20 protein-coding genes are annotated in these 23346 nt (G+C 47.9%); 13 read left to right on the top strand and 7 right to left on the bottom strand.

Annotated features, from left to right (window positions below; genetic code table 11):
* Positions 1-220 precede the first annotated feature (220 nt).
* The 3 genes from A7975_RS27460 to A7975_RS27450 all read left to right on the top strand — a co-directional run bounded on the left by A7975_RS27460 (position 221) and on the right by A7975_RS27450 (position 2956).
* Positions 221-1159, top strand: a complete 939-nt coding sequence (locus tag A7975_RS27460) for an alpha/beta hydrolase (RefSeq protein WP_065387264.1) — start codon at positions 221-223, stop codon at positions 1157-1159.
* 304 nt (positions 1160-1463) lie between these two features.
* Positions 1464-2402 (top strand): alpha/beta hydrolase, encoded by a 939-nt coding sequence (locus A7975_RS27455; RefSeq protein WP_065387263.1) that lies wholly within the window; start codon positions 1464-1466, stop codon positions 2400-2402.
* A 176-nt stretch (positions 2403-2578) separates the two neighbouring features.
* Positions 2579-2956: a VOC family protein gene (locus tag A7975_RS27450; protein WP_053371872.1), complete on the top strand. Its 378-nt coding sequence runs from the start codon at positions 2579-2581 to the stop codon at positions 2954-2956.
* Positions 2957-3069: 113 nt separating this feature from the next.
* Here the strand turns inward: A7975_RS27450 and A7975_RS27445 are convergent, their stop codons facing one another.
* Entirely contained in the window at positions 3070-3279 is a 210-nt protein-coding gene (locus A7975_RS27445) for a hypothetical protein (protein ID WP_053371871.1), read from the bottom strand.
* A gap of 182 nt (positions 3280-3461) precedes the next feature.
* Here A7975_RS27445 and A7975_RS27440 point away from each other — a divergent pair, with 182 nt between their 5' ends.
* Positions 3462-3821, top strand: coding sequence for a winged helix-turn-helix transcriptional regulator (locus A7975_RS27440; protein ID WP_065387262.1), 360 nt, complete (start codon positions 3462-3464; stop codon positions 3819-3821).
* A gap of 82 nt (positions 3822-3903) precedes the next feature.
* Here A7975_RS27440 and A7975_RS27435 read toward each other — a convergent pair whose 3' ends face one another.
* Together A7975_RS27435 and A7975_RS27430 are read right to left on the bottom strand one after the other, a co-directional pair.
* The gene (locus A7975_RS27435) at positions 3904-4467 is read right to left on the bottom strand and encodes an NAD(P)H-dependent oxidoreductase (RefSeq protein ID WP_053371869.1); all 564 of its coding nucleotides are present in this window, start codon (positions 4465-4467) and stop codon (positions 3904-3906) included.
* Positions 4468-4730: 263 nt separating this feature from the next.
* Complete coding sequence (locus A7975_RS27430) at positions 4731-5798, bottom strand: LacI family DNA-binding transcriptional regulator (RefSeq protein ID WP_053371868.1); 1068 nt, start codon at positions 5796-5798, stop codon at positions 4731-4733.
* Positions 5799-6052: 254 nt separating this feature from the next.
* Between A7975_RS27430 and A7975_RS27425 the strand changes: the two genes are divergently transcribed.
* The 6 genes from A7975_RS27425 (at position 6053) to A7975_RS27400 (ending at position 13735) form a co-directional block, all read left to right on the top strand.
* Positions 6053-7042, top strand: a complete 990-nt coding sequence (locus A7975_RS27425) for an ROK family protein (protein ID WP_082198495.1) — start codon at positions 6053-6055, stop codon at positions 7040-7042.
* Positions 7035-9449 (top strand): glycoside hydrolase family 9 protein, encoded by a 2415-nt coding sequence (locus A7975_RS27420; RefSeq protein ID WP_065387261.1) that lies wholly within the window; start codon positions 7035-7037, stop codon positions 9447-9449. Before A7975_RS27425 ends, A7975_RS27420 begins: the two co-directional genes overlap by 8 nt.
* 13 nt (positions 9450-9462) lie before the next feature.
* Positions 9463-10353, top strand: coding sequence for a carbohydrate ABC transporter permease (locus A7975_RS27415; RefSeq protein ID WP_065387260.1), 891 nt, complete (start codon positions 9463-9465; stop codon positions 10351-10353).
* Positions 10350-11186, top strand: coding sequence for a carbohydrate ABC transporter permease (locus A7975_RS27410; protein WP_053371864.1), 837 nt, complete (start codon positions 10350-10352; stop codon positions 11184-11186). Before A7975_RS27415 ends, A7975_RS27410 begins: the two co-directional genes overlap by 4 nt.
* Before the next feature lie 35 nt (positions 11187-11221).
* Positions 11222-12571: an ABC transporter substrate-binding protein gene (locus A7975_RS27405; protein ID WP_065387259.1), complete on the top strand. Its 1350-nt coding sequence runs from the start codon at positions 11222-11224 to the stop codon at positions 12569-12571.
* Positions 12572-12643: 72 nt separating this feature from the next.
* Positions 12644-13735 (top strand): SIS domain-containing protein, encoded by a 1092-nt coding sequence (locus A7975_RS27400; RefSeq protein WP_053371862.1) that lies wholly within the window; start codon positions 12644-12646, stop codon positions 13733-13735.
* Between the two features lie 122 nt (positions 13736-13857).
* Here A7975_RS27400 and A7975_RS27395 read toward each other — a convergent pair whose 3' ends face one another.
* Positions 13858-14421, bottom strand: coding sequence for a manganese efflux pump MntP (locus tag A7975_RS27395; RefSeq protein WP_053371861.1), 564 nt, complete (start codon positions 14419-14421; stop codon positions 13858-13860).
* 306 nt (positions 14422-14727) lie between these two features.
* Between A7975_RS27395 and A7975_RS27390 the strand changes: the two genes are divergently transcribed.
* Positions 14728-15495 (top strand): DeoR/GlpR family DNA-binding transcription regulator, encoded by a 768-nt coding sequence (locus A7975_RS27390; RefSeq protein WP_065387258.1) that lies wholly within the window; start codon positions 14728-14730, stop codon positions 15493-15495.
* A 39-nt stretch (positions 15496-15534) separates the two neighbouring features.
* On the top strand, positions 15535-16677 hold the full coding sequence (gene nagA, locus A7975_RS27385) for an N-acetylglucosamine-6-phosphate deacetylase (protein ID WP_065387257.1): 1143 nt from the start codon (positions 15535-15537) through the stop codon (positions 16675-16677).
* A 112-nt stretch (positions 16678-16789) separates the two neighbouring features.
* Here nagA and A7975_RS27380 read toward each other — a convergent pair whose 3' ends face one another.
* Positions 16790-17611, bottom strand: coding sequence for a phytanoyl-CoA dioxygenase family protein (locus A7975_RS27380; protein WP_053371858.1), 822 nt, complete (start codon positions 17609-17611; stop codon positions 16790-16792).
* Positions 17612-17750: 139 nt separating this feature from the next.
* Here A7975_RS27380 and A7975_RS27375 point away from each other — a divergent pair, with 139 nt between their 5' ends.
* Positions 17751-18641 (top strand): helix-turn-helix transcriptional regulator, encoded by an 891-nt coding sequence (locus tag A7975_RS27375; protein WP_065387256.1) that lies wholly within the window; start codon positions 17751-17753, stop codon positions 18639-18641.
* Positions 18642-18766: 125 nt separating this feature from the next.
* Here the strand turns inward: A7975_RS27375 and A7975_RS27370 are convergent, their stop codons facing one another.
* Together A7975_RS27370 and A7975_RS27365 are read right to left on the bottom strand one after the other, a co-directional pair.
* Positions 18767-20500 (bottom strand): S-layer homology domain-containing protein, encoded by a 1734-nt coding sequence (locus tag A7975_RS27370; protein ID WP_065387255.1) that lies wholly within the window; start codon positions 20498-20500, stop codon positions 18767-18769.
* Positions 20501-20540: 40 nt separating this feature from the next.
* Positions 20541-23207, bottom strand: coding sequence for a hemoblobin-interacting domain-containing protein (locus A7975_RS27365; protein ID WP_065387254.1), 2667 nt, complete (start codon positions 23205-23207; stop codon positions 20541-20543).
* Positions 23208-23346 lie beyond the last annotated feature (139 nt).

Raw genomic sequence — 23346 nt, 5'->3', positions numbered from 1 at the left:
TTTTTTTTACCTGTTCATATTCCGTTCATATTGCCGTCATAGACAGTACACCTTTGTCGTATAAGCTTGCTTTAGCGGCCTGTTAGGCAAGAGAGCCAATAAACAGAAGCGGTCAGGAGAAGATGCGAATGATGCGAAGAGAAGCAAGGAATAGGTGGGTAAGCGTGAGAATCGATAGAAAACAAACGCATACGATCACTTTAGCTGGGGTGAGCCCATTATGAAAAAAATATTTAAGATTATGCTTTATTCCATAGCAGCAATCGTTTTAGCAATAGCCGTTTTTATTGCCACCGTTTATATCGTCAATAGGATCAGCAGCAAATCGGAGCTAGGTAAAATAAAACCCTACGGCCAGTTTGTCGCCGTGGACGCGAAAAATATGAACGTTTTGATTCAAGGAAAAGGCGAAGAAACAATCGTGCTTCTTCCGGGTTACGGAACGGCAGCGCCGGCTCTTGATTTTAAGCCGCTAGTGGAGGAGCTGTCTCCTTTTTACAGAGTAGTCGTGATTGAGCCTTTTGGTTATGGACTCAGTGATGTTACCGAAAAAGAACGAAGCATAGGAAACATAGTAAATGAAACGCATGAAGCTTTGCAGAGCCTTAATATTGACCGGTATATTTTAATGGGCCACTCTATTTCAGGCATTTACGGATTAGAATATGTGAACAAATATGAAAGCGAAGTGAGCGCCTTTGTCGGGATCGACAGCAGTGTTCCAACGCAAGGCGGCAATGATGGCGAATTCCCATCAGGCATATATAAAGCGCTCAAAAAATCAGGTTTTGCCAGACTGCTAATGAAGCTCAGTCCAGACCAAATTGTAGCGCCAAACGTTGATGATGAAACGAGAGAACAAATAAGAATGCTTTCGCTCAAAAACATGTTTAATCCGAACATATTAAGTGAAGGGGAACATTTTAATCCTAATTTCAAAGCGGCTGAAAGCTTAACTTTCCCCAAAAACCTTCCTGTTATTTTCTTTTTGCAAGCGAATGATACAGAAACAGAAGGATGGATACCGCTGCATGAAGAGCAAGTGAAAAATTCTGCGCATGGTAAAGTGATGACATTTGAAGGCGGGCATTATTTACACCATACCCGGTCAAAAGAAATCGTTGAAAACTTCAGAGGATTTATGGAAGGTTTAAAATAAATATATAGATATATGCGAGATGAAAACCGCCCTTTGGGGCGGTTTTTTCGTTGCTTGGCTATGCGGATCATATCGAACCGTCAAGGAGAATGCAGTTTATTTTGCCCGTTCATATTCCGTTCATATTGCCGTCATAAGGAGTACATCTTCATCGTATAAGCTTGCTTTAGCGGCCCGTTAAAATAAACAGATATGGATAGGAGCAGATGCAAGTGAAACGAAATGAGGTAATGAATGTGAGAATGTGCAGGAGAACTGGTGGAAAACGAGCTTTAATAGTCGCTTTAGCGGTGGTGAATAAATAATGAAAAAAATACTGATCATTCTTCTTAAAGCATTAGCCGTAATAGCTATAGCCGTTGTCGTTTTTATAGCCATTGTTTTTTTCGCCAATAAGATCAGCAGCAAATCAGAGCTGGGGAAAATAGAGCCTTATGGCCAGTTAGTGCCTGTAGACGGGAAAAATATGAATGTTTTGATTCAAGGAGAAGGGGAAGAAACAATTGTGCTGCTGCCAGGCTACGGAACGGCATCACCAGCTCTTGATTTTACATCGCTAGTGAAAGAGCTGTCTCCTTTTTACAAAGTTGTAGTGGTTGAGCCTTTTGGATATGGATTAAGCGATGGAACCGAAAAAGAACGAAGCATGGAAAATATTGTGAATGAAACGCATGAAGTTCTGCAAAAGCTTAATATTGACCGCTACATTCTAATGGGCCACTCCATTGCAGGTATTTACGGATTGGATTATGTGAGCAAATACAGAAACGAAGTGAGCGCTTTTGTCGGGATCGACAGCAGTGTTCCAACGCAAGGCGGCATGGATGTTGAATTGCCAGCAAAGAAGCTAAAGTTGCTCAAAAATTCAGGGTTCGGCAGATTGATGATGAAAGTAAGCGGCAATCCATATGCTGAGCTGCCGTTTGAGGATGAGACAAAAGAACAGCTGAGAATGATTTCACTCAAAAACATGTATAATTCTACCACTCTGAATGAAATGCAGCATATTAGATCTAATTTTAAAGCAGCTAAAACCTTAACGTTCCCAAAAGATCTTCCTCTTATTTTCTTTATACAAGCGAATAATACCAGCCATAAGAATTGGATACCGCTGCATGAAGAACAAGTAAAAAACTCTGAAAATGGAAAAGTGATGACATTTGAAGGCGGACATTATTTGCACCATACCAAATCAAAAGAAATCGCTGAAAACTTTAGAGCCTTTATGGAAGGAATCAAGTGAGCTTAGAACCGCCCTTTGGGGCGGTTTTTTCATTGTTTGCATATAGGTAGATGAACGGGGGCCAGGATAGTTGAACTGAATGGTTGTATTTTGTATAATCAACAAGCCAATAGCAGTGGAGTGTCTCGATAAAAAATGAACGATATACAAAAGAAACTGAAAAGGAGAAATGCTTAATGATTAATAAAATCGGCCAAATCATGTTATATGTGAACAACCAGGATGAATCATTGAAATTTTGGACAGAAAAAGTAGGGTTTAAATTAGTTTCCGAGGAAAAAAACGAGCATATGAGATGGATTGAAATTGCTCCAGCAAACGATGCGCAAACGAGTATCGTGCTTCACAATAAGGAGCTAATTGCAAAAATGCAGCCTGAATTGAATCTTAATACACCTTCGATGTTGTTTTTCTCGGACGAGCTCGATAGCTTGTATAAAGCGTTTAAGGACAAAGACATTACAGTCGGCGAACTTGTAACGATGCCTTCCGGAAGAGTATTCAACTTTGCTGATAGCGAAGGAAATTACTTTGCGGTTTTGGAAAAAAAGTAATGACAAATGAAGAACAAACGTATTCGTTCCAATACACAAAAAACCCGACCTGAATAAGGGCGGGTTTTCTGGTTTTTTTACATTTCATTATATCGGTCCTGCACAAATTCACTTTAGACGAAAAACGAATTTGCCGCTCTATGGATGATACTTCCGTCAGACATACGAACGGAATCATCGTTATATCCGATAATCGTAGAAGCTGGACGAATCTGCATCCCGTTTTGCATGGGTTTGATGATAGCTTTTTCAGCTATCGCTACTTCAAAATCTTTGTTCGTAATTAGTCTTTGACCTTCTTGAAGTTTAATTTTCGCTTGCATATAAACATGCCTCCACGGTTCTATTTGTTTTTTTATGCTAAGGTCAAATAATACACTAATAACTTCATACAAAGCAATGGCAGCGAACGCAAATGAAAAAGTATTTCAAAAAGATCTCATAATGATCTATAGTAAAGGATGCATATTTATAACGTATTCTAACCTAAAGGAGGGTGTAGCTTATGCGCGAAACCTGTATTCCGACTGGCGTGAAAGTAAAAGACACTGGCTTTGGATACACGTTGTCCTTAATCGGCGGTAAATATAAAATGATCATTATGTATTGGCTGTCAGAAAATAAGATTGTGCGGTTTAATGAGCTGCAGCGCTGTATCGGTACCATTTCCTTTAAAACGCTGAGCATCATGTTAAAAGAGCTGGAGGCAGACGGACTGGTCATACGCGAGGAATTTCCTCAAATACCTCCCAAAGTTGAATATTCATTATCCGAACGCGGTCTTTCTCTCATTCCATTGTTAAATATGATGTGCGAGTGGGGCGAGCAAAATAATTCTCCTACTCTGGAAGCCGCTCAGCGGTAGGCAAAGCTAGTTAAAAAACAAAAGAAGTATCTCCTGAACAAGGAAATACTTCTTTTTTTAGCAGCTTTAATAAATAGGCCTATTACAGGCTGTCAACAAAAGTCAAATAATGACGCGCGCTTTTTTCCAATTCGTTCGTAGACGGATCAATTTCTGTACCAGGCACCATTTCGCCAGGCTCAGTTTCCGAACCATAAAACGCAAAGAACGAACGATAATTGGCATTGCAGTATAGGAAGGTCGTTTCAAAAGGAGCTAATAACTGTTCAAGCGTATAGCGATATCTTCCCTCTTCGCTGTAATCCTCTTGTTTAATACCGGCAGATACAGCTAAAGCGACTTTGCGATCTTTTAATTTATCGCCTCCATTTGTACCAAAAGCCCACCCGTAAGCTAAAACATCATCAATCCATTTTTTTAGGAGTGGCGGACAATTAAACCAATAGATAGGGAACTGTAGAACAAGATTGCGATGGGATTCCACTAATTTTTGTTCTTTTTCCACGTCTATAATTCCATCCGGGTAAACCTTATGGAGTTCGTGTACCGTATACTTTTCTGGATATTTATTGAGTTCTTCTACCCATCGCTTGTTAATGACGGATGTTTCAATGTTTGGATGGGTTACGATAACTAGCGTTTTCAATGTAGTATCCTCCTTCATTCATCTGTATTTCTTTTTTTGAGTATAAAGATTGCACTGCAAATATGTAAGTATGCACTTTTAGTACAGCTACTGTCATAAAGGTAAGTGTCGTTTTGGACGGCGAACGGTTTTGGATGGGGGATACCATAGGCGAGGCTGCGGTTTACTCCGAAAAAAAGCAAACAACCCCCTCGATAAAATCGCAGGAGGTTGTTATTTTAAGTTCTTCTAATGAGCCAATACAACGCAACAAGACATAGATGTTAGAATCCAGCGCGGGAAGCGCCGCATGATTCGCGAATAATGAGCTCCGGCGAATGGTTGATGCTTATCGTTTCGTCTGAGCCGTTAATCGCGCTGATGAGCTGCAGAACGGCCATACGCCCCAAGTATTCGTTATGCTGGTCCATCGAAGTGAGCCTTGGGATGCTGTAATCGCTCTGTAGGAACTGGTCACAGCTGGCGATCGCGATCTGCTCCGGGCATTGCAGTCCGCGGTCTTTCATCGCGCGGATTGCGCCAAGCGCGACCATGTCGTTGATTGCGACGACAGCGGTCGGAAGCCTGTCAGGATTCATGTCTAAAAGTTGCGTCATCGCGCTATAACCGTCTGGTGCGTAGTAGTCGGATGTGACAATATACGTCTCATGTACGGTTTGACCCAGTGATCGCAACGACTGCGTGAACGCATCGACGCGGGAGGTCGTAATTCGAATGCCGGGTTCGCCGCCGATGAAGCCGATTCTCTCGTGCCCGAGCGCGATAAAGTGATGGACGATGGACGTAACTCCTTGTTTCAGGTTGCGTTCGACGAATAAGCACTCGCAGCCGTCGATACGAGAGCCCATGATCACGACGGGGACTTGCCTATGGAGTTGGTTGAGCGCCTGAACGAAGGAATCCGGAACATCGTCCTTATCAATCTGTCCGCCTAAGATCAATACGCCATCCACTTGCTTCTCCAGGATGATCTTGAAATACTCCTCTTCCGTCAGCGATGTCTCATAGCGCTGGGGATTGCGGGAGAACATGGTGTTGAACAACAACGTGGCATACATGTTCTTAAGAGCAAAGCTCTCGACTTGAAGGAACAATGACGCGAAGTAGGGGTTCGTAATGTCAGGAAGAATAACGCCGATGTTCTTCGTCTTATGATTGACCATGCCCCTAGCGAAAATACTTGGGGTATAGTTATGTTCGTCGATAATCCGTTGGATGCGTTCTCGCTTCTTCGGGGAAACAGAAGGGCTATTGTTGAGCACGCGCGATACCGTGGATACGGAGACGCCGCTCTTCTGAGCGATTTCCGTAATCGTAATCTTGCCTTTCAATGCGACACATCCTTCTAATAGCTTTCCGATTAGTTAAATTCTAACGCATCTTTTTCAACTGCGCAAGCTATTTTGGTATCGTTACCAAAATAAACAGGCTTATTTCAAGTTTTATAATAATTCGTGGTCACCTGATAAAAAAACGAACTTTTAAAAGGGTTGACAGCTTTTATAGAGGTCTGTTAATCTTGCGTTGAAAGCGTTACACAAATTCATATTTGGTAACGTTACCAAATCAATAGGAGATGCATCACATGAATAGACACAGTCTGGCATCCATTCTGGCAGTCGATTTAGGCGGGACCAGCATCGTTCTCGGAGAGATGGCACCGGACGGGGAAATGGTGCGTTCCAAATCCTATCCCAGCGATACGACGACGCAGTCGATCGCGATCGAGAGTATTATCCAAGCGATTGACGATTATAAGAGGACGTTTCCCTTCAAGCCCGGCGAACTGGCGGCGATTGGCATCGGTCTTGTCGGGCGAGTCGACGAAGAACGAGGAATATGGCTCGAGATTGAGCCGGGCAAGTCGGAGCCGACGGACGTGAAAGAGATTATTGAGCAGCATTACGGGGTGCCCTGCGGCATTGATAACGACGTGGCTTGCGCAACGAAAGCCGAGCAAGAGCTCGGATGGGGCACGGTATCCGACAACTTCATCTATCTCAACATCGGTACCGGCATCGCGGCGGGGCTTGTCGCGGACGGCAATTATGTCAATGGATCGAACTTCAACTCCGGCGAAATCGGTCATATGGTGGTCGCGCAAGACAGCGACGTCGAGTGCGGCTGCGGGCGCAAAGGATGCGTAGAACGGATCGCTTCAGGACTTGGCATGCACGAGCGGATCATGGCTTTGAAGGAGCAATATCCAGCTACGACCCTTTCCTTCAGGGATAACGAGCGCGTCTCCGCATCCGAAATCTTCGAAGGGGCTGCGCTAGGCGACGAGCTAAGCTTGAAGGTTAGCGAGGAAGCAGCGCGCGCCCTGGCATCCCTGATCATGAACCTCGTCCGCGTCAGCGACCCGGATACGATCGTGCTCGGTGGCGGCATCGCCAGGAACGAATATTTTCTAGGCAGAATCAAGTCCTATCTGAATCCCCGGACGATGCGTTTCGTCGCCCATTCGCTCGTGCCGACGAAGCAGCCGACTGCAGAGGTTGGGCTGGTAGGAGCGGCGTTGGCAGGCTTGAAGGCAAGAAAGAGATACGAAGAGGAGCTGGCTAACCATGGATAACAGACTATTGGAAGATATCCGGCAATCGGGCTTTATTCACCGTCCGCTGCCGCTCTATGCAGAGAGGTCATTAGAGAGCAAACAACAGAACGAGCCGGTTCTAGGCAAGCTTGAGCTGGCTTTGTTCGAAGACGATGGCAAATGGCTGCATCAGGGAGCCCAGAGCATGTCCATCGTACCCGGACAACATCTCGCGATAAGCTCCCCAACGCGGATGCCGCGCTGGCCGGAAGGCTCGCCCGAGGACGGCGATTACGTTAACTTCGGGTCCGCTTGGCTGATAAGGAGATTCGATCACGACAATTGGGAGGGTTATAACCGGATTACGGTCGAGGTGTATCCCGATTTTCCCGGCGTGCCGAACGCTTATGTCGCCTTGAAGTTCAAGAATGAGGGCGAGGTTGCCGTGCCTGATATTTATAACCGCGAAGGCTATCACGGCGTGAATGTGAAGAACGGGCAATGGAACACGATTCATCTGGATATTCAACAATTGCCTAGGGACGGCATTACGGAGCTTGCGATCGGCTATTACTTGAACGGCAAGGACCGCGCTACCGGCGACCGCATGGAACTGCGCTTGCGCTCCGCGAGGCTGGAGCGGGTAGAGGGTCACGAAATCTCGAAGGGCTGGATGCCCAAGGCTGGAGATTTGATCTATTCCCACAGCGGGTATAACGCCGAAGGCACAAAGACGGCATTTGCCGCTTCGGGATTGACGGGGGAGGCTTCGCCGGAATCCTTCAGCTTGAAGCGGGAAGGCACGGACGAAATCGCCTTCGAGGGTAGGGTCATGCCGCTGGCTACGAGTCTTGGAACCTATCTCTCGATGGATTTCACGGCGTTCTCGGAGAGCGGCCGCTACTACTTGCAGGCCGGCGGCCTGCGATCCGAAGGTTTCGCGATCGGCAGCGCTTCGGAAGTATGGCATGCCTCTGTGTGGAAAGCGCTGAATTTCATCTTCTGTGAACGCTGCGGTTATCCGGTTCCGGGCATTCATGGCAGCTGCCATGCGGATATCGTCGCTAAGCACGAAGGCTTAATACTTTCGTTTAACGGAGGCTGGCACGACGCGGGCGACGTCTCGCAGCAGTTGATTCAGACCGCTGAAGTGGCATTCGCGCTGTTTGAGCTGGCGGAGAAGGTCGAAGCGTTCGACCGCGATCTCTGCTTGAGATTGATCGAAGAAGGCGAGTGGGGATTGGATTTCCTGCTGAAGACGCGCTTCGGCGATGGTTACCGCGCGACAAGCGCAGGCATTACCCGTTGGACGGACGGCCTGATCGGGAACATGGACGATGCGGAGGCACGCGTTCATAACCAGGCTTACGAGAATTTCTATTGCGCGGGGATTGAGGCGTATATCCACGAGCGTCTGAAGAAGGTCAATCCGGCGTTGTCGGAGAGGCTGCTGCAATTCGCGAAGGAAGACTTCGAGTTCGCGATGACGGAATATGGCCGGATCGGATTCGATCAGAAGCCAATATTTTGGGAGCATACGTACCAGACGTCGGAGAGCCTCTACATGGCCACGGCATCTTGGGCGGCATCGATGCTGTACAAGGCGACGCAAGAGAGACAGTATGCCAGCCGTGCGGTCGAATTCATGAGCTACGTCCTGGACTGTCAGGAGCTTACAGGCATCACGCTCGATAGCGGTAAGACGCTGGCAGGCTTCTTTTACCGTAATCCGGACAAACGGGTCGTGCAGCACTTCAACCATCAAGCGCGGGAGCATCTTTATTTAATGGCGCTTGCCTCCATTCGAGATACGCAGCCGGAGCACGCCGATGCGGAAAGCTGGCTGGCTTCAATCCGGAGCTACGGCGATTATTTGAAAATACTCGCGGCCTACACGGAGCCTTATCCGATGATCGCAAGCGGTGTCTATCACGAGAGCGAGCATCTCGACGAGAGAAGCTTCGGCCATCAGCATTTGCTTACTGACGAGAGGGCAAAGGCAGACTATGGCGAACAACTTCGGCGCGGCGAGAAGCTGAACGATTCGTATTATTTGCGTCGATTCCCGGTCTGGTTCTCGTTCCGGGGCAACAATGCCATCTTGTTATCGACAGGAAAGGCGGCATCGGTCGCGGCAGCTTGCTTGAACGACCGGGAGCTGAAGGGAATCGCGGAAGGGCAGCTGCAATGGATCGCAGGCATGAATCCGTTCGCCCAATCTCTCATGCACGGCGAAGGCTATCGCTACGCCCAGCAGTATTCCGTGCTCTGCGGCGAGATGACCGGTGAAATCCCGGTCGGCATTCAGACTTGGGGCAACGACGATGAGCCTTATTGGCCGCAATTCAACAACGCGACCTACAAGGAAGTATGGACCGGCAATGCCGGAAAATGGCTGTCTATCGTTGCCGATCTATACGAATCGGAGAACGGGAAGCTGGGCTGAGAGGAGGAGTTCCATGAAACGCAAGCGCAACAAGAAAGCAAAATATTTCTACATCTTCATCGGACCTTGGCTCATCGGAGCGATCCTGTTCGCGCTGTATCCGATTATCGCCTCCGCCTATTACAGCTTTACGGAATACAACATCGTGAACTCGCCAAAGTGGATTGGCCTCGGGAATTACGAGGAATTATTCCACGATAAAATCTTCTGGCTCTCCGTGAAGGCGACGGTGAAATATATGCTACTCAGCATTCCGATCCAGCTGGGTCTCGCGCTGTTCTTCGCCGTTCTCATCAATCAGAAGATTCCGTTCAAAGGTTTCTTCCGAACGGCGATGTATGTGCCGAGCATGGTGTCGGGCGCAGCGATGTCTCTCATGTGGCTGTGGGTGTTCAACCCGAAGGTCGGCCTCATCAACTACATGCTAAGTTGGTTCGGCGTTGACGGTCCTAGCTGGCTGTTCGACGAGAAGTGGGCGCTTATCGGCATCATCATCATGTCGTTATGGACCGTAGGTGGCGGTATGATTATTTTCCTCGCCGGTCTGCAGGGCGTGCCTCAATCGCTGTACGAAGCCTCGGATATCGACGGAGGCGGACGGCTTCGCTCTTTCTGGCACATCACATTGCCTATGATATCGCCGGTTATTCTGTTTCAGCTCATCATGGGCATGATCGAGTCATTCCAAGTGTTCACCCAAGCCTACGTCATGACGCAAGGCGGACCGAACTACTCGACCATGTTCTACGTGTACTACTTGTACCAGAACGCGTTCACCAACTCGAGGATGGGTTACGCATCCGCGATGGCGTGGATCCTGCTTCTCGTCATTATGTTCTTCACGTTGCTCGTCATGAGAATGTCTAAAAAATTAGTCCATTACGAAGGAGGCGACGGGACATGAACCGCAGACGCAGATCATGGTTGGATTGGGCAGGCTTTATGCTGCTTGCAGTGCTTACGGTACTCATGCTTCTTCCGATGATCAACATGCTGGCGACGTCACTGAAGTCGAGAGCCGAATCGCTCGTCTTCCCGCCATCCATTTTCCCGAAAAAGATCATTTTCACGCATTATGTTGATTTATTCACGCAGACGGACTTTTTACTTTGGTATAAGAACAGCTTCCTAATCGGCATTCTCGTCGTAATCGGCACCGTACTCTCCTCTTCCTTCGCAGCGTTCGGATTCGCGAGATACGAGGCGAGAGGCAAGGGGGCGCTGTTCGCCTTGCTGCTGGCGACGCTCATGCTGCCATATCCGGCGATCATGGTGCCGCAGTTCATCCTGTTCCGCCATTTGGGGTGGATGGACAACATTTTGCCGCTTGTCGTGCCTTCGTTTCTCGGGTCCGCGTACTTCGTATTCCTGATACGCCAGTTCTACGCTTCGCTTAGCAACGAGGTGTTCGAAGCGGCGACGATGGACGGCTTGTCCGAGATTCGGCAATGGTGGAACATGGCGCTGCCTCTCTCGGGGGCGGTCATCGCGACGGCGGCAGTATTCTCCTTCATATGGAGCTGGAACGATCTGCTCGGGCAGGTGCTCTACTTAAGCTCGTCGGATAAATTCACATTGCCGATCGGGATGGCCAGCATGGTCGGCCACGTTACACGCCCGCCGGCTTGGGGCGTCATCATGGGCGCTTCCATTCTTGCCGTATTGCCTATCTTGGTTTTATTCTCCGTCGCTCAAAAGCAATTCGTGCAAAGCATCGCCATGACGGGGGTCAAATAGAACAAATTATGTTAAGTAAAAGGGAGAGGTCGACTATGAAAAAAGCTAGACCGTACGTTCTGCTAGGCTCGATCGCATTAACCGCAGCGCTGGCGTTATCCGGATGTTCGAGTTCGGACAATGGCAACTCGGAGAAGCCCATCACGATTACGCAGTTCACGGCGGATTCCTCTGACAAAGCGTATGTCGAGGATTTGGTGAAGGACTTTGAAGCGTCCCATCCGAACATCAAGGTTAAAATCGTCAAGGCGCCTTACGACCAGTATGAGTCCAAGCTGCAGAGCTTGATCGCCGCGGGCACGACACCGGACGTCACGTCCCACTTCGGCACCAATGGCTTCGCGGATTACATGGACAAGGAAATGATCATGGACATGACCGACTTGTTGAAGGAGTTGAACTTTAACCCAGCGGATTACGGCTTGTCCGACGAGCTGATGAATATCTACAAAGTCGAAGGCAAAACTTACGGCCTTCCGGTCTACAGCTATACTTCCCTTATGCTTTATAACAAAGATATGTTCGATAAGGCTAACTTGCCTTACCCGCCTGCCGATTACGAGGATCAGTCCTGGACGTTCGACAAAATGGTTGAGGTCGCCAAGAAGCTGACGGTCACTTCTAACAATCCCGAGGAAGCGCAATGGGGGCTCGACTTCAACTGGGGACCGCGGGATATGTACCCGACGTATTTCGGTGGGGGCGTTTATCCGCCAGAGACGTTCACGACAGGCGGCGGTCGTCCGGCTAAGGTCGACTTCTCCTCCCCGGCATCGATTAACGCCTACCAAAGGCTGAGCGATCTCATGTACAAAGACAAAGTCTCGATCGATCCGATCAACGCCAAAGTCCTTTCGGGTCAAGGCGGCAACGCGTTCTCGACCGGGAAAGTCGCGATGTCGGTAGGCGGGGCATGGATTCTCGCCGGTTCGAACGACTATAGCTTTAAGGTCGGCGTAGCTGCGATTCCTTCGGCCGGCAACGATAAAGTGCGCGATGTGCTTTATGTCGACCCATTGTTTATCCTGAAAGATTCCAAGCATCCGAAAGAAGCGCTCGAGTGGATCGAGTACCAGCTGACGAAGGACGTACAGGAGAAAGCGGTTGCCCTGAGCGGCGGCACGCCTCCGTCGAACTCCGAGGCGGCAGGCAAATTCTATGCCAACTTCTCGAATATCGACCCGGCCGATTTGCAAAAGGTATATGAAGGCGGCATAAAGTACGGCATCGAATCGTCGAACCATCTGATCGTCGGTTACGGCGAGCTCGACAATATTATTAAGAACGAAATGCAGCCGCTCGAGAATGGGAAGAAGGCGGCGGCGGAGCTGCTTCCTGACCTGGAGAAGCACGTTAACGATATTCTCGCCAAGCGGAAAAAGTAACGAACGCGATCCCGAGTCTATATTCCCGTTGAGGCTCGGGATTTCTGCGAAAAAGGATCAGGAGGCTTGAAGATGACAACAACTAAACCTACTATGATGACCTACGTGCTTGAGCAGCCCGATATCATCGAGGCAATTACAGCGAGTTACCCAGGCAACGTGGACGGGTTCGCGGAAGTTGCGCTCGGTAAGGACGATTGGCTCGTTTTCGCGACGGGGTCTAGCTACAATGCTGCGCTCAGCGCAAAGTATTACGTCGAGAAATGGGCAGGCGTTCGTATGGAAATCAAAGAGCCTTTTCATTTTACGTATTACGATCGTATCTCCCCGCATGTGGACTTAGCCGTAGGCATCTCCCAAAGCGGACAAAGCACATCGACGATCGGCGCCCTGCAACGAGTGCGAAAGGAGACCGGAATGGCAACGGTCGCGATGGCAAGCGATGCGGCAAGCGCGATTTCCGAGTCGGCTGACGCAACGGTTGATATCGGATGCGGGAAGGAGCGGGTCGGCTACGTAACCAAGGGGTTCACGTCGACGGTGCTGACGTTTATGCTTGCAGGGCTGCGGCTTGCCGAGAGGAAGGGACTTGCTTCGCCAGATCAGGTACGCTCGGAGCTAGTAGCCTTTCGGAATTTCGGAGCTGCCCTGCCGCAGATCATTGCAGACACCGAAGCCTTCTATGAGCGCTACAAAGAAGACTTTGTAGGAGCGCCGAGGTTCACAGCTGTCGGTAATGGTCCCGCAGTCGGCACGGTTAAGGAAATCGAGACGAAGTTCTCCGAGACGGTCCGCATACCGACGCAAGGGATCGAACTAGAAGCGTTCATGCACGGCCCTTACTTGGAAGTGAATCCGGAGCACCGCATGTTCTTCCTTGAGACGGAGAGCCCGGTAAAGCACCGGCTCGAATCGTTGCGGGACTACGAGTCGCGTATTACGCCGTACACGTACACGGTGAAGCTTGGACGGGCCGCCGAAGAAAGGACGCTCGGAATAGACGCTCAGCTCGACGAATTTCAAGCGCCGCTCGCACTGGTTATTCCATTTCAGATTCTCGCGCATCACATCGCCGGAGGCAGGGGAATTGACCTGACGAACCGGATCTACACGGATTTTGGCGTCGCGATGAAGAGCAAGACGCAACCCGGCGATTACGCTTGATACGAATCTAATGCGGTCTTTCCGCTCGGGCATTCTAAACACCAAAAAGAATCGCGTCGTTTCGCGATTCTTCTATCGCAGTTGCAATCTTCAAAACCGAGGGACGGGAAGCCGAGCACGGATCACGTGAAAATCTCATAAAGACCAATAGCAATCAATATCAACCCGCCGATCACGTTTGAATATTTCCCCAGCCATGTCTTTGCAATCTGATGCCCGATGCGCACGCCGATAGCTACAGTTATTAATGAGAACATGCCAACTGAGATTGCAGTCATGAATGGCGAAACACCGCTGACCCCTGCTCCAAAGCCCGTTGCTAGACAATTTAATGAAAGCGCTATGCCTAACGAGATTGATTCTTTCCATGAGATGTCTTTATTGTAATCACTTGATGCAGGTAAAGGGCTTGTCTTAACGATAGTTACGCCTTTAGGTCTAATACTCATTGCTCCTAGAGCCATAATGATAATACCGCCAATCAAATTGGCATGCTGTTGACTCATATATCCTGATATGAGATGTCCCATCGTAATCGATGAATAGGCGGCAGCCATTCCGAGAATGGCAATAAATAGGTTTGAAAGCATTGGAATTCTCGTCGAGCGTGCTCCAAAATATACCCCAATTCCTATATTATCAATATTAGAAGCTAGTCCGATGAAAATAATGGATATCCAGTGCATATTGAAACCTCCTCCCTAAATAATTAATTCTACTAAGTAGAGTATGCTAGAGGAGTCTGTTCAGATTGTGCTCATACCCTTCATTTATCGTTTCATACAATCACATAACCAAGGACAAAAGAGACTATGGTGAAGCGGCCTATAGTTTCTTTTTTTCGTATATGAATCATAATCGCGGGAATGTTTCTTTCGTGTTGGAACCATTCGACGATGGATAAATGCTTGCAATGACTTAAATATAGTTATAATATACTTATAAGTACTTATTAAAATGTCTAAAAATACTTAAACGGAGGCGCATCTATCGTGTATCAAGAGGAAAGATTGCTAAAAATACTCAAATACTTGAAGCAGCATCAATCGATGAGCGTTACGGATATATGTACACAATTTGAAGTATCAAGAGATACGGCGCGAAGGGATATTGTCAGACTGGTACAAGAAGGCGTAGTCGTTCGTACGCACGGAGGGCTGGCTTTACCCGAGCTGCAGAAAAAAATATTGTCCTATCAGGATCGTTTGATTGATGAATCCGAGACTAAGAAACGAATAGGGAAGCTTGGTGCAAAGCTTATCCAAGATCATGAGACTGTGATTTTAGACGTATCAACTACCGTGCAATTTGTCGCCGAGCAAATTAGCGCAAAAAATATTACGGTTGTCACGCATTCAATTGATAACGTAGCGACATTATCGAATCGTGAGGATCTTCAAATCTATGTTCTCGGCGGTTACTTGAATGTAAAGCACAGACTTTTGTATGGCTCGTCCATAATAGATAAGCTTAGTGAAATTCGCGCTGATAAAGCATTTATAGGAGCAGCGGCGATCCGCTCAGATGGGCTTTATTATCCATTTGAAGAAGACGCAAGGGTAAAGAGAGAAATGGCCCGTAGATCAGATCAAGTAATCGTAGTGGCCGATCACACAAAATTTATTGGCAAATCATTTTATCGGTTGGACTTTGATCACGTTGACATATTAATTACAAATCGAGAAATACCGAGTGAAATAAGAGAAGTTTTAGACCAGAAAAATATTACGGTCATTGAGTGTGAGGAAGAGAACGAATAGGCTCGAAAAAAAATGATAACCATATTGAGGAGGTTTTTTATGTATACGATTTTGCATAATGTTCAAGTGGTGCTTCAAAATGAAATCGTCCCCTCAGCCCATGTTTGGATTTTTGATGGGAAGATTATGAGGATAGACACAGAGGATCTTTCCAGCCTAAATGAAGAGTATGAACGAATTGATGGGAGAGGGCATTTGTTAGTACCGGGAATGCTCGATGTCCATATTCACGGCGCCAATGGTTTTGATATGATGGACGGCACGGAAGAGAGCATTCAAGAGGTTTCACGTGCCTGTGCTTTATCAGGGTGCACGTCGTTTCTGGCTACTTCTGTTAGTTCTACGATAGAGGATCTCCTAGAAATGATTCGCAGCGTTAAGCGCGTAATCGGGCATGAAGCGGGAGCGAAGATTGCAGGGATACACTTAGAGGGACCTTATTTGAACCCTAAGCGAAAAGGCATGCAAAATGAAAAGTATTTGCGGCATCCCGACCTCGAAGAAATAAAAATGATTTTTCAGGAAGCGGGTTCTCTTATTAAGATGGTAACTATCGCGCCTGAGTTGCCCGGAGGAATGGATTTAATATCATTTTTGAAAGAACAAGGCGTCGTTATTGCAGTCGCGCACTCTGACGCCACATATGAGGAAGCCAAACAAGCTTTTTCAGCGGGCGCAAGCCATGTTACGCATTGCTTTAACGGCATGCGGCCGATCCATCATCGAGATCCGGGTTTGGTCGTGGCAGCTTTCGAAGAAAATCATGTAAGTCTTCAAGCTATTGTGGACAATGTCCACCTGCATCCTGCTATCATTCGTTTGATGCATAGGTTGAAAGGACCGGAAGGAGTGGTCTTAATCACAGACGCCTTGCAAGCAATGGGTCTTGGTGATGGGCAATATCTATTTGGCGGTCACCATGTCACGGTATCGGGTGGCATTGCTAGACTAGAGGATGGGACACTCGCCTCCAGTACCGTTACGATGAATGAAGCACTGCGTTATACGGTCGAAACCGGAATTTCTTTGATCGATGCGGTACAGATGGCTTCAACTACGCCGGCCAATATCCTTGGATTTCAGCAAAAGGGAGAAATTTCAGCTGGATTTGATGCCGACCTGGTCTTATTGGATAATGAATTTCAAGTGTTATGGACGATGGTAGGCGGTCGAATTTTATAAGCAAACGAGTTAGGGTATCCTTGTCCGCAGCCGCCGTCCGAAAGACAGCTCTATTCATGCTCCAGAAACTTGGCATGAATAGAGCTGGCAATCAAGCCATCCCGATGGCCGGCTACGCCTTCTTGTACACGATTGGGAAATGGTCGCCCTGAAGAATTTCACCGGCGTTCACGTTCACATAATCGTGCATCGCATGGTTCGCTGACGGTTCGTATCTGGTATGACCCGGCATATAATGGACCGCAATAGCCCGGCGATGCAATTCGGAACGGTTATGCGGGCTGCCGTGCCAAGTCATGCAGTGGTGGTAGCCGACTTGACCCTTCTTGATTTCGAATGGCACAGCCTTCACTTCGGCGACACTTGGCAGCAACTCGGGCTGCTTATGGTAGGGCATGAAGTTTTCGTCACTGGCCAAATATTTCTGATGGTCACCCCACTTGTGGCTGCCGGGAACCATCCACATACAGCCGTTCTCGATTACTGCATCGTCAAGCGCCACCCAAGCACTGACAAGATCGGCTGGTTGTATGATTGGCCACAGAGGATGATCCTGGTGCCAGCCGGTCGGTCCGCCGGATACCGGGGGCTTGTATTGGATCTGGTCGTGCCAGATGCGTACGGTGTCTGTGCCGGAGAGCTGGGCGATCTCCTCGCAAATCCGTTGGTTCGACGCATGCTTGAAGTAGACGTCGCTCGCCATCCAGATGTTTACGATTTGTACGACACGCTCGCTGACCGTCATTTTCATATTGTCGTAGAGCGATCCGGCGTCCAGCATGTTATGATTCATAACCGGCTTGTTGACTGTCTTCCCATCCATCACATCCTGCAGCTCGCGGCGGAGCACCTCAACCTCTTCATCGCTTAATATGATATCCCCTTTTAGAAAACCGTCCTGCTCGAACTGCTTCACTTGCGCTTCCGTTAACATTTCCCAACACTCCTCTATTAAAATCAAGTTGATTTTGTATGCGCTTTAAATATACATTAGGAGCAAAGGATCGTATTTAGACAAATAACAGAGAGATTTACGTTTTTTCAAGATTTCGATCAGAGGAGGGCTGATCCGTATGCATCTGGGGTCGCTGTTCGACTGCAGCCCTGCGGTGAATTTCGCAAGCCGCGACACCGCTAGTCCGAACGTGCAGTGGGGGCCGCGGTTCATTCCTGACTGGCAGTTCTTTCATGTCGTATCCGGTGAAGTCGATCTGCATTTGGGACGGAGCCGATACCGTATCTCGCCAGGCGAATGCGTGTTGTTAGGACCAAACGGCGCCCATCTGCTCGCGACGACGAAGGCGACCGAATATTACAGTGTTCATTTCACGTTCCACAGCCATTCCCCTGAACCTGTTCATCCAGCCTACTTAATCCGGGGAGCATCTGCGGCGCAGCTCGATGCGGAGCCAGAGCGGTTCCGCATCGCAATTCCGGGCGCAGCCGATATCGAACTGATGAGCCACTTTGCGATCGTCCACGTGGAGGGGCTGTTCGCCCGCATCGTCAAGGAGTACGTCAGAGAGAATGCGGCTTATCCGTTCGCGCTGCGCGCTCTGATGATGGAACTGCTAACGCTGGTCGTTCGCTCGGTTTTGCGTTCGCAGGCGGACGGACCAGCTAGTAAGATCGGGCCGGCGCTAGAAGCGATGCGTGAACAGCCGGGCAGACAGTGGACGGTAGGTGAGCTGGCCGAGCTGTGCGGCTATCATCCGGGTTATTTCACCGTTATTTTTCACCAAGAGGTGGGACAGAATCCGAAGCAGTACCTAATTTCGGAGCGGATCAAGCAGGCGAAGCAGTCGTTGCTGCGTGGAGAGCCCATCGAAGCGATTGTGGCCGGACTCGGTTATGCGAGCATTCATTACTTTAGCAACAACTTTAAGAAAGAGACGGGCCTCTCGCCGAGCGAATTCAGACAGCGGCCCAATGCCGTAAAACAACGGACAATGAGGGATAGGTAAGCCTCTGAAGGGGGGAATCGCAAGTGCTCTGTACCTTCCGTGTTGACAGTATTGGAGAGAAAAACTTAAAAAACTCCCCACGAATAACGAATGGGGAGTTTCTGTATTGTGCTAAGAATTCAAATTTAATTGATGAAATGTACATATTGCATCAGGCGTTTCAACATCACCGATGCTTGCGCGCGAGTCGCTTTCTCTGAAGGAGCAAAGGTATCAGCAGTCAAGCCTGTGATGATATTGGCTTCAATCGCTTCCGCTACTGCTGCTTGTGCCCAGCTGCTAATCGCGGCATGATCCTTAAATTTGGTCAACGGTTCGTTTTGGCCCGTTGAGGCACCGCTTGTGATGCCCGCTGCGGCAATCGCTCTTGTAACCATAACCGCCATTTGCTCGCGGGTAATCGTGTCGTTTGGCTTGAAGCGGTTGCCATCAAAGCCGTCGACGAGCTTGGCTTTTACAGCTGCGCCGACCACGCCAGCATACCAATCACTGGATTTCACATCTGTGAAAGCTGCCGAAGAAGCATCCGAAGCCAGCCCCAAAGAACGGACCAATAATGCGGCGAATTCCGCTCTCGTAATGTTGCTGTTTGGAGCAAAGGTGTTATCCGTCACGCCGTTAATCACCAGCTTGGAGGCCAGCAGCTCAATGTCCGCTTTCGCCCAGTGCTGGCTAATATCATGAAACGTTTTGGTTACGGAGAGAACCGTATAAATACTGTTTCCGTTACGCTTGAATGCCACTTTCGTTGAACCGTCTGTCTGCTTCTCGAATATAGCCGGAACGAACGAGAATTGACCCGTAGAAGGCTCATAACGGACGACGGACGCATGCGCTGCATCAACCGAACCCGTAAGAGCGACAGTTCGCTCTACATAAGTAGAACCAAATGAGTTCAGCTCGATCGTCTTCCCGTTTCCTGCCGCGACTAGCGTAAACTCAATCGCATTTCCAAGCTGCGAAGCAGACATAGCTTGTGCGCTTTGTTTAATTTTAGCATTCAAATCAGCAGCAGCTGTTGAGATTTTTACAAGAATGCTGATATTTGCAGCCGTAGTTCCTAAGCTTTGCTCCAACGACGCAAAATCGATAATGCTGAGAGGCAAGGAATATTCCCCATCATTGGTTTGCAATGAAATAATCGAATTTGGCGCGCTAAGAGCGGCAGCGGATAAAACCGATGAAGAAAGGCTAAACTGAACAGCCTCGCCTACTGCATTGTTGAAAGCAATAAAAATAATGGGCGCCGCGCCATGGTTATCCTGCTTGGCCGCTTTGGCAAGAGCGTCTGCAAGAGCTGAGCTGTCTTGAGTGACCGTAGCCGTTATCTGCCCGTTTTCTGCTGTTGCAGATGCGGTTATATTTTTGCTCGTATCCGCAATGACTGGCTCGGCGCCAGATTTGCCAGGCGTAACCGGCTTGCCTGCTACAGGGGGTGGTGTTGGCGGTGTAATCGTTCCGATTGGGCCGCCGTTATTACCGCCGTTATTACCATTGCCGTCTTCGCCGCCTGTATTAGCCGACTTAACAATAAGGTCGGCTGCAGCCACTTGGTTTGCTTCACCTGCGACGACCTTGTAAGTACCGCTAGCCTCGCTGGCAGCTAAAGTAAACGTGCTCGAAAACTTTCCGCCGCTGACTTTAGCAATAGCGTAAAACAAAACGCTATTTCCCGGGCGAAGCACCTTAATAATGACTTCATCCAGCGTAGAGGTGCCGGAAATGACCACGGCGCCTCCTGGCGCTTTCTCTCCTATGGCATCTATCGTAACCGCCGGGCCGCTCGCAAAAACCGCAGCTGGAACGAGCGATAGGCACAGCGTAAAAATTAGCAGTAAACTGAGCTTGCGCAATTTCACTTGACATTCCTCGCTTTCCTATTATTCATTTCGACTAGACTTAGTCCTCAATGTTGTTGTTTCCCATATTCATAAGAGCAAGATCGAATTCGCTTTGCGTTTTGACAGATGCCAGATTCAAGCCAACATCGGCAGGATCGCTGCTGTATTTGCTGACAACGTACGCTTTAACTGTATAATTCGGATTTGTAGCCGCGTCACTGACATTGAAGTTCGCTGAATATGTGCCTGTCCCAAGCTTTAAATTAGCCGCAACAATGCTCACCGGCGTAGTGCCGTTAAATAATTCGAATACAACGGACTGATTGCCTGTAAATTCATCTTGATAAGCATGGTTCAAAAGATTTATTTTGGCTGTAATCCCGTTTTCCGTCGTCATCACTGGTGCAGTCATATAGAAAAGTTCAGACGATTTATAAGCTCTGCCGTCAAAGTATTTAGTGCTGTAGCCTTCCGCATTCACAAGGATTTCGTAGTATTGTCCCTCTTGGAAAACGCCTTTGGCAATCGTAATTTTCCCTTCGCTCAATTGATACTCAGAGCTGTTTAGTTGTCTTCCTATTCCAATTTTACCATCGTATAATAGGACCGTTTTGACTTGGTTTCTCCATAAAGCATTATCTGTGAAAATAAATTCGCTTGCTGTATTGCTCAGCATATATCCTGTAATCTCTGGCGTATTGTAAGCAAGCTCTACCTCTGCAGCTTTATTTCTTTTTGTATCATACTGATCGCTAATCACTTGTTCGGCAATTTTAAATTTGATCGAGCCGGCTTTTATCGCATCATGAAACAGAATATTAATATTTCTTCCATAAACAGAAACGACGTCGAGTTCATCCAAAGTTTTATAGGTAGCTCCATGATCGAGAGAATAGGAAATGCTCTCTTTCAGACGGGATACCCCATCCACTACTGTTTGATCTACGATATCCGTATCCGCATTAAACTGGATGCTCAACCAACGGCCATTGTAAGAAAAGCGTCCATTGCTATAACTTAGCTCGTTACTGCCAGTGGAGAGCCAATTTGTGTTTATGCCGTTATTGATCCTATTTCCCGCTGTATCTTTAAACATATTGGCATTGAATTGAAAATAATATTGGTATCCCGTAAGCGGTGCGGCAAAATGAATAGTGGCTACAGAACCGGAGAACGTTAGCGTAGTGCCTTGAGGAAGTCCGTAGCCCCAGCCCCAGTCAGACCCATACCGATATATACCTTGTAAAAAAGCAGCTTCAGTTTCCTTTGCATTTTGGACATCTTCGTTAAATACGATATTCAGATCCTGGAAAGCATTTGAGAAATACGAATACTGATAGACGGGAGCTGTTGTATCCGCAGGAAATGGATCGACTCCGCCAACATTGGCTTGAATCGGTGCGGTTACTGCCCGCTCATTTTGTATATTGCCATAGCGATCTTTTAGAGCTCCGCCGTCGATGTAAATATAGTTGCTCGCTCCCGACAATGCTTCTTTAAAATGGATTTGCAGCTTTCCGGAGACAACAGCAACGGAATCACCCTCGACTAGTTGTTTATCCTGCTGAGAACCGTCCTTGATTAAATAAATATTATTTATTAAATTTTCATCCGTGTTATCAAAAATATCATCATAGAAAGAAATCGTTACGTCGTGATTGTCGCCGCTAATGACTGCGCTTTGAATGACAAGGGGGGAAACGTGCAGAAGCATTTCCTCATTCAGGCTGCCCTCTGCATTTTTTAATGTATCGGCTGCGATTTTGATCACCGTCTGTGTGCCTAATACAATTTTCATATCATTCGCGTATCTCATGTAGATTTGTCTGGAAGCGTCTTGTCGAACTTCATGATCCTCGCCCAAAATAGGCGCAAAATGCTCTCCATCTGTGGCAACGCTTATTTTACTTTTCAGCAAAGCATTGATTTGATTTTGATCGGCGCCAGCTGGCGCATTAATCGTAAAATCTTTATCGAATTTCAAGTGTAACTGGCTGCCCGAACCGTAGATTACCGCTCCTATAAAAGCAGGGGCAATGAGATCACGCGCAGCAATATTACGAACTTCTAAATCTAAGCTGTATGGAACTTCATCGATATCGACGAATGCTCCCGGTGCTATTTTTATAGCGTTTGCATTCCCTGTCAATGCCGTTCCCAATGTTAGAACTAATGAGGTTCCCGATTCGCTTGAGGAGAAAGAAATGGAATCGCTTGCAGCAAGGGGCAAATAGCCGGAGGTTTCCGATCTTTCCAGTGTAATCGCGTCTTTCAAGGCTTCCTGCGTACCCGCCTGCGCAAATTCTTCACTAAATGTAATCGTCATTTTTTTGTTATGGTCACTAACGTCAACCGTTAGCCGCGGGGTTCCCTCGGCAAGCACATCGCGAGTGTAGCATTGCTTCCCTTGGTTTGGAGCGGGATCAGAGCCCCAGCTGGCAACGGTACAGTTAAAGCCATTTGTGATTTGACGATAGTCATAGCTGTTGTTTGTTCCAAAACGTACTTCCTTTGTCCCCGAAAAAGCACAATTGCTATTTTCATTGGCGCAAAATACCCAATCGCCATTATCGGCAGATGCAGGCGATACAAATAAAAACGAAGACAACGCCATAATGGCAACCAGCAGACTGATTGAAGCCCTTTTAATGGGCATCACAATCGAGCGGAATCGCAAACCGACCGCCGCTTGCGTTTCATTCTTTTCTTTCCTTGTCGTATACATAGTTCCTTTGTCACTCCTAATATCATTTTTTTGGTAATGAAAGTAGTATAATCTACCTTAATGACGGCAAAATGACAAACTTCGACAGCAATGAGAGCGACTATCTCTAATCTCCGGGAAACTGCTTCTTTTTTTGTCG

The organism is Bacillus sp. FJAT-26390 (assembly GCF_001682865.1).
Classification (GTDB): Bacteria; Bacillota; Bacilli; order Paenibacillales; family Paenibacillaceae; genus Pristimantibacillus.
This window is presented reverse-complemented; position numbering and strand designations above follow the sequence as displayed.

Coding starts and splice junctions, on each gene's coding strand:
- A7975_RS27460 (WP_065387264.1), top strand. CDS start 221: ATGAAAAAAATATTTAAGATTATGCTTTATTCCATAGCAGCAATCGTT.
- A7975_RS27455 (WP_065387263.1), top strand. CDS start 1,464: ATGAAAAAAATACTGATCATTCTTCTTAAAGCATTAGCCGTAATAGCT.
- A7975_RS27450 (WP_053371872.1), top strand. CDS start 2,579: ATGATTAATAAAATCGGCCAAATCATGTTATATGTGAACAACCAGGAT.
- A7975_RS27445 (WP_053371871.1), bottom strand. CDS start 3,279: ATGCAAGCGAAAATTAAACTTCAAGAAGGTCAAAGACTAATTACGAAC.
- A7975_RS27440 (WP_065387262.1), top strand. CDS start 3,462: ATGCGCGAAACCTGTATTCCGACTGGCGTGAAAGTAAAAGACACTGGC.
- A7975_RS27425 (WP_082198495.1), top strand. CDS start 6,053: ATGAATAGACACAGTCTGGCATCCATTCTGGCAGTCGATTTAGGCGGG.
- A7975_RS27420 (WP_065387261.1), top strand. CDS start 7,035: ATGGATAACAGACTATTGGAAGATATCCGGCAATCGGGCTTTATTCAC.
- A7975_RS27415 (WP_065387260.1), top strand. CDS start 9,463: ATGAAACGCAAGCGCAACAAGAAAGCAAAATATTTCTACATCTTCATC.
- A7975_RS27410 (WP_053371864.1), top strand. CDS start 10,350: ATGAACCGCAGACGCAGATCATGGTTGGATTGGGCAGGCTTTATGCTG.
- A7975_RS27405 (WP_065387259.1), top strand. CDS start 11,222: ATGAAAAAAGCTAGACCGTACGTTCTGCTAGGCTCGATCGCATTAACC.
- A7975_RS27400 (WP_053371862.1), top strand. CDS start 12,644: ATGACAACAACTAAACCTACTATGATGACCTACGTGCTTGAGCAGCCC.
- A7975_RS27395 (WP_053371861.1), bottom strand. CDS start 14,421: ATGCACTGGATATCCATTATTTTCATCGGACTAGCTTCTAATATTGAT.
- nagA (WP_065387257.1), top strand. CDS start 15,535: ATGTATACGATTTTGCATAATGTTCAAGTGGTGCTTCAAAATGAAATC.
- A7975_RS27380 (WP_053371858.1), bottom strand. CDS start 17,611: ATGTTAACGGAAGCGCAAGTGAAGCAGTTCGAGCAGGACGGTTTTCTA.
- A7975_RS27375 (WP_065387256.1), top strand. CDS start 17,751: ATGCATCTGGGGTCGCTGTTCGACTGCAGCCCTGCGGTGAATTTCGCA.
- A7975_RS27365 (WP_065387254.1), bottom strand. CDS start 23,207: ATGTATACGACAAGGAAAGAAAAGAATGAAACGCAAGCGGCGGTCGGT.